The sequence below is a fragment of the Nonomuraea sp. 3N208 genome, from assembly GCF_052245935.1.
GTDB lineage: Bacteria > Actinomycetota > Actinomycetes > Streptosporangiales > Streptosporangiaceae > Nonomuraea.
On record NZ_JBQQBR010000076.1, the window covers coordinates 1 to 12,319 of the forward strand.

The window sequence follows — 12,319 nt, forward strand, 5'->3', positions numbered from 1 at the left end:
TGATGGTGATTTGGTCCGGGTCGCTCCGCCAGGCCAGCGCATGCCCCTCGTGCCCGGCTTGCCCACCGCGCGGCCGGGGCGAGCGCTTCTTCGGTTTCTTGGCGCGTTTGGCCCGAGACGCCGGACCGTCCGAACCCGGCGGCATCGAGGAGTTGGACGAATCCATCCCCGCACGCCGCTTCAGCTGCTCGACCTCAGCCAGCAACGCCCTGATCACGGCATCCCGCTCTGCGACCGCGGCCCGCAGCTCGTCCAGAGCAGCCAACAGCTCCTCACGGCTGAGCTCCTGGGGGCCGGACACGAGCTCAAACTACGACGACCCATCCCAAGATCCCTGCATTCAGCAGAAACTGGCGCGTCTACCCCAAACCAGACCCCAGCTCAACGGCAGGCGTGAATGGATACGCCGGATCGCCTCATAGCGGCGAGAGCCGGGACGACCCCGGGGAACCGGGTGAAGGCGTCGTCGGCGATCCGGGTGCGGGTCGATCCCGGCGAGACAGCGTTGACGCGGATGCCCCGCGTGCTGAATTCCTTGGCGCCAGTTCGGTGCGCCCCCCAGCCAGGATGTCGCCCGTCTGCGTCACACCGTACGCACCCCGGCAGGTGCCCTTCCCTGAGCCGGCTGGACCGCGGAGCAGGAAAATCCTTGTCCGCCCGCGGATCCGAACCACACCGCAAGGGTCACAGCATGAGTGGCTGCTGGGCTTGCCTGATCGCCAGACGGGTCGCGCCCGGCGGGGGTGACGGCGTCAGTACAGGACAGCGCTATTGCGATCGGCCACGGCACCCTCGAAGGCGGTCTGGAGTTTGGGCGCGGTGGCCGGAGTCGCGGGCAGGGTCAGCGCCCCAGGTGCTCGCGGAGGAACTGCAACGTGGCCTGGTGCAGCCGCGTGCGGTGGGGAACGGTGCTCCAACCGTGGTCGGCTCCGGGGACGACTTCCAGTTCAGCGTTGCCGCCGTAGTGGTCGAGGTAGCGGCGGGCGTAGGGCAGGGGGGCGATGTCGTCCTTGTCACCGTGGATGATGCGCACGGGCCCGGAATACGTGCAGGCACGGCCGTAAACATCGAGGCCGGCGATGTCGTCGACGAGGGCGGGGCTCATTCGATGGCTGTCGGCGTCGAAGTAGCCCTTCTCCCTGATCTCGGCGGCGATGTCGCGGCCCTTGAGGTAGCCCGAGCCCATTTCGAAGGGGGCGACGGCGGCCGGCGACCACAGACATGCAGCACGAATTCCGGGTTCTTCGGCGGCCACGATGCCCGCCACGACGCCGCCCATGCTCATCCCGATCAGGGCGATCCGTCCAGGGTCGGCGAAGTCGAAGCTCCGGACGGTCCGCACGACCGATCGCGTTTCGGCTATTTCGTTGGTGATGGTGACGTCGAAGAAGTCGCCGTCGCTTTCCCCATGCCCCGACAGGTCGAAGCGGACCGACGCGATGCCGATGCTCTCCAGCAGTCGCGACATGAGGACGAACGAGCGGTTCTCCATACGGTTGTTGGAGAAACCATGCACGAACACCACCGTCGGCCGGCGGGCCGCGGCCGGGCCCCCGGGGACGTGCACCGTGGAGCGCAACGTCAGTCCCTCGTGCTGGAAATCGTGGTGGTGGATCATCGGGCCGCCCTTCCGGATGCGCAGGCGAAGACATGGCGTCCGCACGCGGCGCCACGCCGTTCCCGCGAACCCAGTGGTTCGCCCGGCCAAGGCACGAGTACCGACTCCCCCGACTCGATGAGGCCCGTGGAGGTTCCGTCGCTGAGCTCGATCTCGTACGCCTGCTGGAGCCATCCGGGAAGGTCCGTCAGGATGATCCACGACAGGCGCGGGGCGCGTTCCCCGATGCCGAGAGGCTCTTGATGGTGTTCGAACGTGACCTGTTCGACGTTCAGAGAGGTCATGTCATCCCTTGATGGCGCCGGCCGTCATGCCTGCGACGATCTTGCGGTTGAAGAAGACGAAGGCCAGCAGCGGCGGAATGGTGATCAGGACGATGTCCATGAACAGCAGGTTCCATTGGGTGCTGTACTGGCTCTGGAAGTTGTAGAGGGTGACCTGCACGGTGGCGTTGTCGTCGCCCGGAGTGAAGTACAGCGGATTGACGAAGTCGTTGAAGACGGCCACCGAAGCGGTCAGGATGACCGTGATGGTGACGGGCCGCAGCAGGGGAAAGATCACGCGGAAGAACAGGGCCAGCCCCGTGCAACCGTCGATCTGGGCGGCCTCGTCCAATTCCCGCGGGATGGCCGCGATGAACGCCCGGAAGAGCAGCACCGCGTACGACAGGCCGTAGGCCACTTCGACGAGGATCAGCCCGGGCAGGGTCTTGAACACGCCGAGCGCCTGCAGCAGCCAGATCGTGGGGACGATCGCGGGCGGGATGATCAGCCCGGACAGCACCAGGAAGTTGGCCGCTTTGCCGATCGCCCCCGCGCGGCGCTGCAGCACGAACGCGGCCATCGCGGCGAAGATGACGATCAGCGCCACCGATGCGACGGTGAGGACGGTGGAGTTGACGAAGGCACGTAGCAGCACGTAGTCGCGTGCCTCGACGACCTCGATGATGTTGTCCACCATCCGCCACTCGCCCGGCCAGGCGAAGTCAAGATCTGCGGCCTGCGCCTGATCCTTGACCGCGGTCAGCAGCATGAACGAGAACGGCACAAGGAAGATCACAGTGGCCAGGACGAAGGCGATCGTCTCCGCGCCGAGTTTCTTGAGCGCTCTCATGCGGCGACCTGCCTCTTGCCGAGGAAATAGTTGAGCGGGACCACGATGGCCGTGACGATCAGGAACAGCAGCACGTTGCCGGCGGTGGACAGGCCGAAGAAGCCGGCCTGGTACTGCTTGTAGATGATCGAGGCGATGGTGTCGCTGGTGAAGCCGGGCCCGCCCCGGGTCATCGTCCAGATCAGGTCGAACGACCGCAGGCCGCCGATGAACGACAAGATGATCACTGAGTACGTGGCCGGCCAGCTCAGCGGCAGCGTGACGTGCCGGAACCGGTGCCAGGCGGTGCCCCCGTCGACCGCGACCGCCTGGTAGTAGTCACGGGGAATGGACATGATCCCGGCGATGTAGATGACGGTGGCCAGCCCCACGCCCTTCCACACGTCCACCAGCGCCACCGACAGCAGCGCCGTGTTCGCCTCACCCAGCCAGTCGGGACCGTTGATGCCGGCCAACGCGAGGACCTTGTTGACCAGCCCGGTGTCGGGCCGGAGCAACGCGCTGAAGGTGATGCCGACCGCCACCGTGGAGACCAACACGGGGAAGAACACCACCGAGCGCAGGAACCCGCGCAGCCGCAGCCTGCTGGTGAGCAGCACACCCAGCAGCAGCCCGAGTACCACCTTCAGCCCGCTGGTGGCCACGGCGTAGAAGATGGTGTTGGCGAAGCCGATGCGCAGGTTCTGCTCGTCGAGGAAGTCGCGGAAGTTCTGCAGCCCGACGAAGGTGCTGTCGAACAGGGTCCAGCGGGTCAGCGCGAAGTAGAAGGCCATCACCGTCGGCACCAGGAAGATCACCAGGTAGACGACGGCGGCCGGCAGGTACAGCGCATAGGGGTAGGCCGACTTGTGCCTGGCCGCCTGGAGGGCGTGCCGTCGTCCGGGCGCCGCGCCGGGCCCCATGCGGGGCCCGGCCTGCTGCTTCATCACCACCCTGCCAGGCCCAACTGCTTGGCCTGCTTCTCCACGTCCTTGTCGTACTGAGCGGCGCCCTCGGCGGGCGGCGTCAGCCCGGAGCCGACGGCGACGGTGATCTGCTCCAGCGACGGGCCCTTGATGGGGGACAGGAACTCCAGAGCCGGCGACGTCGCGCTGCTGTCGATGTAGGTCTGCAGGTCCTTGGCCACCTGGATGGCGTCTTCGGGCAGCTTGGATCCCTTGATGCGGTACGGCCCCGACGGCCGCACGGCCGCGGTGACGGCCTCGGTGCCCGCCGGGGAGGCGACGAAAGCCAGGAACTTCTTGGCCGCGTCCAGGTGCTCGGTGGTCTTGGCGATGTAGATGGCGGGAGGCTCCCAGACGGTGGCGCCCTGCTCGGCCGGGTCGGTGCCCGGGACGCCGAAGAAGCCGACGTCGGTCGCCGTCTGCGGATAGGTCGCGAGCAGCGGCGGCAACAGCGCGCTGAGCATCGCGTAGTGCGCGCCCTTGCCCTCCACCAGCATCTTCAGGCCCTGGTCGAGGGTGGCCGAGCCGAAACCCTTGTTGAGGTAGTCCTTGGCGTGAACGTCGGCGAGGTGCTGGAACCCGCCGAGCGCGGCCGGGGTGGAGGCGTACTTGACCTTGCCGGCGGTGTAGTCCTGGGCGAAGGTCGGCACCGCGGCCTGGACGTTGTAGTAGTCGGCGAGCACGAAAATCTGGGACGTCCAGGTGTCCTTGAACGTGCTGATCACCGGGGTGATCCCGACCGCTTTGATCTTGTCGTTGTTGGCCATGAACTCGTCCCAGGTCTTGGGCACCTCCAGGCCGAGCTTGTCGTAGACCTTGCGGTTGTAGAGGATGCCGCCGCCGGTGAGCGTGGTGGCCGGGACGCCGTACACCTTGCTTTCTTGCGTCACCACGGGCAGGTAGTCCTGCTGCACATTGGTCAGGACGGCGTCGCCGGTGAGATCGACGAGGGTCTGGGCCGGATTGAGCGCCTGCAACAGCGAGCCGGAGTTGTACCAGAACACATCCGTCATCTCGCCGGTGGACAGGCGGGTCTTGACGACGTTGTCGCCTTCGCTGCCTCCCGGCTGGTGTTCCATCTCGATCTTGATGGTGGGGTTGGCCTTCATGAAGGCGTTCGCCAGCGCCTTGGACGTGTCCACGGTCGACTGGTCGCTGCCCGTCATGAAGGAAAGGGTGATGGTGTCGTCGGCGGCGGGCTCCGAGCTGGAGCCGCAGGAGGTCAGGGCCGCCATCGCCAGGACGGCCACAGCCGTCGTAAGCATGCGGTGGGAGGTCTTCACACACCCCTCCAGGGTTATTGAATCGTTTTAAGCGACTCCCCTATGCGGTTAACGTAGGCGTTACGTGGAGGAGTGTCAAGACACTTTTTGGGTAACGGTACCCAGCCTTTTTGCAGATCAGATCGCTGATATCAAGATTTATTAGGTAACGTTTCTCCAGCTTGAGAGCGCCTGCCGAAGACGGCGACCGGTGCATTGATGTGAAGGGCCGGCGGTGCACCGCAGTGGTCATGCCCCTCCTTTGTGATGACCCTTCCGTTCATCGACAGGGCGGTGGCATAGGAACGGCACGCCGAACCGGCCGAGGACAAACCGGGCTGCTTGGGGTGCCGGTAACGCCACCAACCGGCGCGAGGAGGTGGAGATGACCGTCTTGTGCCTGCGCATCCTGCAGGCCACGCTCGTCATCGCGAGCCGGTGGCGGGCAGCGTGCTTACGCACCGATGGAGATGCCGAACTCGGCTTCGATGAGCTTGAACATGAGGTCCCAGGTCTTCCATTCGGTGTTGGTGTGGACGGCGATGGTGTGCCGGTCGTCGGGGGTGCCGACCGCGAAGAACCAGGATCCCCAGAGGCTGCCGCCGACGCCGCGCAGCGTCCGGCCGCCCGTCGCCTGCTTGTCGAACTCGAACAGGCCCAGGCCGTAGCGGGCGTGCGGCATCCAGTAACCACCCTCGGTGGGGACCGTGGTCCACATCTGCCGGTGCTGGGCGGGCGGCAGCAGGCTGCCGCTGCTGCGCAGGCCCTCCTCAGTTGGAGGTGCCCCACCTCCACCAGGCCATCGGTGGCCACGACGCACCGCGGCCCGAAATCGCTCGTTGCCGACAAGTCCTTCTCAGCGCCAACGGCTGCCCCGGCGTTCTTTGCCCCGAAGCCACAGCCCCTACGGGCAAGCGCCAGGCCGGTTCAGGTGAGCTTGGGGAGGACCAGCCACTCCTTCCAGGACAGGTCGCGTCCGATGAAGCGCGGGCGCTCGAACGGCCAGAACTCCGCGATCCACTGCGGAACCAGCGCGTCCATCGTGCGTTCCAGGTCGGTGCCGACCCGGTCGTCCACCACCCACCAGGAGACCTCGGCGTCGGCACCCTGCCGCTCCGGCGGGTCGATGTAGACGCAGCCGAGTAGCGCAGTCTCCGCGTCGTCGAACAGTGCGTAGTTGAAGGACTCGTGCGCCTCGATCTCTCTCGCGTGCCGCTCCAGGTCCTTCAGGTCGTGCTCGTACGTCATGTCGGCCGTAGGCCAGCCGTACGCCTCGCCGTAGATGGACCAAAGTCGTTCCTGCGAACCCATCACGGCCGGGTAGTCCAGATCAATGTCCGCGCCGGTGATCGGGCGCAGGTGATAACCGCCACCCGGCAACGGGACATGGGTGGGATGGACGAAATCAGCAGGCAACCACGTCATAGCGACAGGCTATCCGGATGGGGTGTAGCAGCCCGGCCTTCTCGAAACCGTAGCCGCGATGCCGCCGTCTCGGCCTGGAGTGAGGCGAAGCACGCGCGGCCCTGACCGGGCTACCGCTTCACTGTCGAATTCGGAGCATCCGCCGAACCCCCTGGCGGGGCCGTGGAGCCGCGGACGACCAGACTCGGGGTCACGGAGAAGCGCACTGCGGTCATCCGGCCTTCGATGCGTTCCAGCAGAAGCTTCCCCGCGGCGCGGCCCATAACGCCGCCGTCCTGGTCGACGCTTGTCAGCGTGATGTTGGAAAGGGCGGCCAGGTGGGTGTTGTCGTAGCCGGCGACCGAGACGTCTGCCGGGACGGAAAGGCCCATCTCGTGGACCGCGGCGAGTGTGCCGAGCGCCGCCTGGTCGGCTCCCGCGAAAATCGCCGTGGGGCGCCGAGAACGGCCCAGCAGCTGGCGAGCCCCATCGTAGCCGCCTTGCTCGTTGTAGAAGCTGGTCGCGATGGCGATCTCGTCGGCGAGTCCATGCTCGCGCATGACACGTTCATAGGTCGCGGATCGGATGTTGTGCAGCAGGTCGGCAGGGCGCGCCTGGCTGTCGTCCTGATGCGTGATGTGCGCGATCCGGCGGTGACCCAACTCGATGAGGTGTTTCACGACGAACTCTGCACCTGCTTCGTCGTCGTCGAACACCGAGTCGTAGAACGACGACCCCTCATGCCGGGCGAGCACCACGGTGGGCTTCTCCTTCGCCACCTCCTCCAGTCGTGCCTTGGAGGCGAGCGGGGCGACCATGATGATGCCGTCCACCTGCCGGTCCATGAGGGCGTCCACCGCCCGCCTCTCGACCTTGCGGGTGGCGCCGCCTTGGATCATGAACGCCTGGTAGTCGGTGTTCTCAAGGTAATCGGTGAGACCGTCGAGGATGTCGGCGAAGAAAGGGTTTCTGATGTGCGGCAGCATCAGGCCGATCGTGAAGGTGCGCCCGCGCATCCCGCGCGCAACGGCCTGGGGTCGGTAGCCCAATTCGTCGATGGCCGTCTTGACCCGGTCCTTCATGGCCGGGCTGACGCCGGTGGCGTTGCGGATCACCTTCGACACCGCAGTGACGGAGACCTGGGCGTGGCTCGCCACGTCGGCGATCGTCACTCGTCGTCGTCGACCGGACGTGACCATGAAACTCCATCTCCCGAGGTGTGATCCGATTGTACGAGCTCAGGGCGATGCCCAGCTTGGGCAACGTCACCCGTCACCGCCGACAGGAGGAATCCGAGCGCCACGGACCGAGATCGGTGTCGCGCACGCTCCTGTGTCCTCATGACACGCCCACCGAACCGCCAGTGCCGATGGGCCATGATCTGTCGCAGTCCTACCAGGGTCTCCTGACCGAGCGCATCGCGCGGCAACTCGAGCACGATATGCGTTCCGGGGAGATACAGGCCGGATCCAAACTTCCCTCCGAGCGTGAGCTCGCCGCTCAGTACGGGGCGGCTCGGGCGTCCGCCGGGCCGCCCAGGTCGAGCTCCACGCCATCCGGCAGCAGGCGACCCGCGTCGGGCGGATGCTCACCGGCCAGGATCTTCACCAACGTGGACTTGCCTGCTCGGTTCGGTTGGACAAAACGTTTTAAGTGCCCCAGACCATAAGTTGGATCGCGGACGGGTGTCAATGGCGCGCTGAACAGGCGCTACGCGGTTGCCGCTCAGGTCAACGCGGGAAGGATGGCCCCGCGCTCGACGCATCGCGGTTCGATCGCGGCGTCATGTGGTCGGGACTTCATACCGTCCGGCCAAGATCGAAACTAGTGGCGAATGCGCAGGACAAGGAGGGTTTAGTGCTGGTCGGCGCAGGATGTCGTCGGCCGGGTCAGGGGCGCAGATGTCGAAGAGGGCGAGGGGGTTTCGCCAGGTCAAAACCTGCATCAGGATGGGTAACGATATTCGTCTTGCTGTGGTCAACGTCGAGTACACGTGCATGAATGCCGAAAACCGTTACTCAGATTGTCTCTTGACGGCAGGCGGCGTAACGCTTACGTTAACGACGACGACGCCTACTTAAATCGATTTATGTTGTCCTGGGAGGCGCATGGTGAAAACCGCGCGCGCACCGCCGACGGCTTCGGAATCGGCGGTGACGGCCTCCCACCTTCGCGCCGACCCACTCGGCAACCCGAGCGCCGCCCTCGCGCCCCGCCCACGCCCGGTCATCCCACCGACCTTCAGCGCGCATCGACGCTGAAGTCGGCCCCGCGGCGACGGCGCCGACGACGAGGAGCAATCCCAGGCACCACCAGGCCAAGCAGTACCGGCCGGCTCGACGAGGCCGCCCGGGAAGGGAGTGACCTGTGTCCGAATTACGTCGTCGGATCCGCATGCTCGCCGGACTAGGGGTGGCCTTCACCCTCGTGCTCTCGCAGCCCTTCGGCGTTCCACCAGCTGTCGCCGCCGGCGGCGCACCGTCGTACGTCCAGGTCGACGACCTGCAGGTGGACGGCAGGTACGACGAACCGCTCGGCCTCGACAACCCAACCCCCTCCCTGGGGTGGCGGATGAAGGAGACTCGACAAGCCGCGGCTCACCCGTGCCACAGGCCGCTCTCGCGGGCGGCCTGCCCGGGTGACGCGCAAACCGCCTACCAGGTACAGGTGGCGACGAGCGAGGAGAACCTCAAGCGCGGTCGCCTGATCTGGGACTCCGGCAAGGTGGACTCCGCCGTCCAATCCGGCATCCGCTACGCCGGTCAGGCCCTGAGCTCACGCCAGAAGGTCGTCTGGCACGTCCGTGTCTGGGACGCGGACAAGAAGCCGTCGGACTGGAGCGCGCCCTCCTCCTGGGAGGTGGGCCTGCTCCAGCAGAGCGACTGGGGCCCCGCGCGCTGGATCGAGTACCCGGGCCGCACCGAGACGCAGCCCATGCCGATCTTCGCCCGCCAGTTCGACGTCGACCATAAGAAGCGCATGGTCAGTGCCCGTCTCTACCTGTCCGGTGCAGGCCTGCACCTGCCGACTCTGAACGGCCGCAAGCTCAGCGACGAGGTGCTCGCGCCCGGCTACTCCAACTACCAGCTCTCCAGCGAGTACCGCACCTACGACATCACCGGCGACCTGCGTGCCGGAGCCAACACCCTCGGCGTCCGGCTCGGCAACGGCCCCGCCTACGTGCGGCGCAGCGTCACCAACCCGGCCGTGGGCCGCACGGCGCCGTACTCGTGGTGGCAGAGCCAGCTGAAAGGCAGCGGCACCCTGGCCGCTGACGCCACGGCCGGCGCGACGACCGTGAAGCTGGACAATGTCGCCAACTACCACATCGGCGGCACGATCAACATCGACACCGGCAACGGCGGCGACAACCTCGAATCTCGCACGATCACCGCTATCGGCACCGCAGGCGTCGACGGAACAGGGATCACCTTCACGCCGGGGCTGTCCAAAGCACACACCTCTGGTGCGACGGTGACCGGATCGGGCAACAACATCGCCGCAAGCGACCCGAGCGCCGGCGCCGCGGTCACGCCACGCATGATCGCGCGGCTGGAAATCGCCTACAGCAACGGCTCGACAGATGTCATCGTCTCCGACCGCAGCTGGCGCAGCGCACTCGGCGCCCTGGTCACCGACGCGTGGTACTCCGGCTCGGACTATGACGCACGGCGCGAGCAGGCCGGCTGGGACTTGCCGGGCTCCGATCTGTCAGCGACCGCCAAGCGGCGCGACGGCTCGGACATGTCGTGGGTGGACGCCGGGATCGCGCCGCCCCCTAATCTCGCCACCAAGCTCGTCGCCCGCACGGCCGAGCCGGTGAAGTCCGTCGAGACGTTCACGCCGGTTTCGATGACGAATCCGGCCCCGGGCACCTGGGTGTTCGACCTCGGCCAGAACATCAGCGGGTGGCCGCAGCTGAACCTCAAGGGCACTGTGCCCAGCGGAGTCACCATCCGCATGGCACCCGCCGAGTCACTCGCCCCCGACGGAACCGTCGATCAGGCCTCCCTCATGGGAGGGGGTGGCAACCGAGGGCGTGACCTGTTCAACACCTACACCACGGCCGGACTGCGCGGCGGAGAGACGTGGCATCCCGACTTCAACTACTTCGGCATGCAATGGATCCAGGTCACCGGCTTACCTGAGGGTTACACCCCCACGAAGGACCTGATCAAGGGTATTCGGCTACAGGTCGCCACACCCGTGGCAGGTGAGGTCACCACGTCCAACGCACGCCTCAACCGCATCCACACGATGGCCCGATACTCCTTCGCGTCGAACATGATGTCGGTGTTCACCGACTGCCCAGGGCGCGAGAAGCTGTCGTACCCGGCCGACTACACGATGCCGATGGGCGCCATCCACCGCAACTACGAGCTGGCCGCCTACCTGCGGACCACAATGCGGCACCTCGTCGAGGGACAGTCGATCGCCGACACCCCGATGCGCGGCAACGTGGCCTTGAAAACCCCGGTCTACGACTGGGGCTACAGCGGACGCTTCGGCGACGAGATCAACTGGGGCAACGCCGTCATCCTGGTGCCTGCCCTGCTCTACGAGCTCTACGGCGACACCGACACGATGACGCGCTACTACGACCAGATGGTCGACTTCGCCGACTACATCCAGCGCCAGAAGGTCGGAACAGGCGAGAACTCGCACATCGTCGACGCCGCCCTCGCCGACTGGGTCGCGGCCGACCAAACCTCGGGCCGGATCACCGGCACCTGGGGCTACTACATCATGATCACCAAACTCGCCAAGATGGCCCAGCTGACGGGTCACACCGACGACGCCGCCCGCTACCAGACGCTCGCCGGCGACATCAAGAACGCCTTCAACGCCCACTTCTACAACCAGGAGCTACGCCGCTACACCAGCGCGGGCAACGCCGGCACCGCCGGAGCCACCCAAACGGCACAGGCGCTCGCGCTCGACGCCGGGCTCGTCCCCGACACCGAACGCCAAGCCGTCCTCGACGCGCTCGTCGAACTCGTGTACGCCTTCCACCCCAACGGCGCCGGACCGCACTTCAGTGGCGGCACCATCGGCATGGCTTCGACGGTCCGGGCGCTGGCCGACGGCGGCAGGGACGACGTCCTGTGGGAACTGCTGCAGGCGGACGACCAGCCGAGCTACGGGTTCTTCATGCAGCCCACCAGCGCCAACCCGGGCGGCATGACCACGATCGGCGAGCAGTGGAACCGCGGGGCCTCCAAGAACCACATGATCCTCGCCCAGATCGAGGAATGGTTCCACACCGGTCTTGCCGGCGTCCGCGAGGCCGAGGGCTCCACCGCCTACCGCAAGCTCGTCATCCAGCCCAAGCCGGTCGGCGACCTCACTTCCGTCAAGGGCAGCTACGAAACACCGCAAGGCGTCGCCCGCTCCGCATGGACCGAAGATGACCAATGGTTCAAACTGACGATCGACATCCCCGCGAACACCACCGCCGAGGTCTGGGTGCCGGCCAAGGACTCCCGTTCTGTCGCGAACCCGCATCGGGCCGAGTTCCTGCGGATGGAGGGAAACTACGCCGTGTACGACGTCCCGTCCGGCTCGTTCACCTTCATTGCGGCAACGGCCCGCTGATCCGCTGACTACCGGTCTCCGCTCGGCACCACCGTGCGGGGACCGGTATCGAGCCTCGACCGGTCAATGATCTGCTGGTGGAGCGGTGCTTTCCGGACCGTCAGAGTGGTGGCCATCTCGAGCCCCGCCTGCGGCGTCTCCTCCCCGCGCCCCAGGGCGAGCGCGAGCTCGGTGGCGGCCCCGGCCATCTCGGCCCTGCCTGTATGTGCACGGTGACTTCCATCGCCGGCGGTACTGTCAGCACCCCTACGGCACCCACACGGTCATTCGGTCTCGTGGACCAGCCGGCTCGTGGACGGGCTCGTCCGGCGGGGCTGACCCAGCGGGATGAGGACGAGACGGACGGTGGGTGCGTAGGGTTCGCCTGAGTGAGGAGAGCTCCA

The 12,319-nt window shown here is 66.5% G+C and carries 10 protein-coding genes; 1 reads left to right on the top strand and 9 read right to left on the bottom strand.

The genetic code is table 11. The features are described from left to right. The 9 genes from ACTWPT_RS56800 to ACTWPT_RS56840 form a co-directional block, all read right to left on the bottom strand. On the bottom strand, positions 1-301 hold a 301-nt coding region (locus ACTWPT_RS56800), incomplete at its 3' end, for a DUF6444 domain-containing protein (RefSeq protein WP_443185887.1). Positions 302-841: 540 nt separating this feature from the next. Next, positions 842-1,618: an alpha/beta hydrolase family protein gene (locus ACTWPT_RS56805; RefSeq protein ID WP_443185888.1), complete on the bottom strand. Its 777-nt coding sequence runs from the start codon at positions 1,616-1,618 to the stop codon at positions 842-844. Next, entirely contained in the window at positions 1,615-1,902 is a 288-nt protein-coding gene (locus tag ACTWPT_RS56810) for a glycoside hydrolase family 78 protein (protein WP_443185889.1), read from the bottom strand. The genes ACTWPT_RS56805 and ACTWPT_RS56810 overlap by 4 nt, the downstream gene beginning before the upstream one ends. A 1-nt stretch (position 1,903) precedes the next feature. Beyond that, positions 1,904-2,731: a carbohydrate ABC transporter permease gene (locus ACTWPT_RS56815; protein WP_443185890.1), complete on the bottom strand. Its 828-nt coding sequence runs from the start codon at positions 2,729-2,731 to the stop codon at positions 1,904-1,906. Beyond that, positions 2,728-3,657, bottom strand: coding sequence for a carbohydrate ABC transporter permease (locus ACTWPT_RS56820; protein ID WP_443185891.1), 930 nt, complete (start codon positions 3,655-3,657; stop codon positions 2,728-2,730). Before ACTWPT_RS56820 ends, ACTWPT_RS56815 begins: the two co-directional genes overlap by 4 nt. Next, the gene (locus ACTWPT_RS56825; RefSeq protein ID WP_443185892.1) at positions 3,657-4,958 is read right to left on the bottom strand and encodes an ABC transporter substrate-binding protein; all 1,302 of its coding nucleotides are present in this window, start codon (positions 4,956-4,958) and stop codon (positions 3,657-3,659) included. Before ACTWPT_RS56825 ends, ACTWPT_RS56820 begins: the two co-directional genes overlap by 1 nt. A gap of 433 nt (positions 4,959-5,391) precedes the next feature. Then, positions 5,392-5,655: a hypothetical protein gene (locus ACTWPT_RS56830; RefSeq protein ID WP_443185893.1), complete on the bottom strand. Its 264-nt coding sequence runs from the start codon at positions 5,653-5,655 to the stop codon at positions 5,392-5,394. Positions 5,656-5,864: 209 nt separating this feature from the next. After that, positions 5,865-6,362: a GNAT family N-acetyltransferase gene (locus ACTWPT_RS56835; RefSeq protein WP_443185894.1), complete on the bottom strand. Its 498-nt coding sequence runs from the start codon at positions 6,360-6,362 to the stop codon at positions 5,865-5,867. 110 nt (positions 6,363-6,472) lie between these two features. Then, on the bottom strand, positions 6,473-7,513 hold the full coding sequence (locus tag ACTWPT_RS56840; RefSeq protein WP_443185895.1) for a LacI family DNA-binding transcriptional regulator: 1,041 nt from the start codon (positions 7,511-7,513) through the stop codon (positions 6,473-6,475). 1,195 nt (positions 7,514-8,708) lie between these two features. On the opposite strand from ACTWPT_RS56840, the gene ACTWPT_RS56845 reads away from it, so the two are divergent. Further along, positions 8,709-11,936, top strand: coding sequence for a family 78 glycoside hydrolase catalytic domain (locus ACTWPT_RS56845; protein WP_443185896.1), 3,228 nt, complete (start codon positions 8,709-8,711; stop codon positions 11,934-11,936). Positions 11,937-12,319: the final 383 nt, after the last annotated feature.

Coding starts and splice junctions, on each gene's coding strand:
- ACTWPT_RS56835 (WP_443185894.1), bottom strand. CDS start 6,362: ATGACGTGGTTGCCTGCTGATTTCGTCCATCCCACCCATGTCCCGTTG.
- ACTWPT_RS56815 (WP_443185890.1), bottom strand. CDS start 2,731: ATGAGAGCGCTCAAGAAACTCGGCGCGGAGACGATCGCCTTCGTCCTG.
- ACTWPT_RS56805 (WP_443185888.1), bottom strand. CDS start 1,618: ATGATCCACCACCACGATTTCCAGCACGAGGGACTGACGTTGCGCTCC.
- ACTWPT_RS56820 (WP_443185891.1), bottom strand. CDS start 3,657: ATGAAGCAGCAGGCCGGGCCCCGCATGGGGCCCGGCGCGGCGCCCGGA.
- ACTWPT_RS56810 (WP_443185889.1), bottom strand. CDS start 1,902: ATGACCTCTCTGAACGTCGAACAGGTCACGTTCGAACACCATCAAGAG.
- ACTWPT_RS56830 (WP_443185893.1), bottom strand. CDS start 5,655: ATGTGGACCACGGTCCCCACCGAGGGTGGTTACTGGATGCCGCACGCC.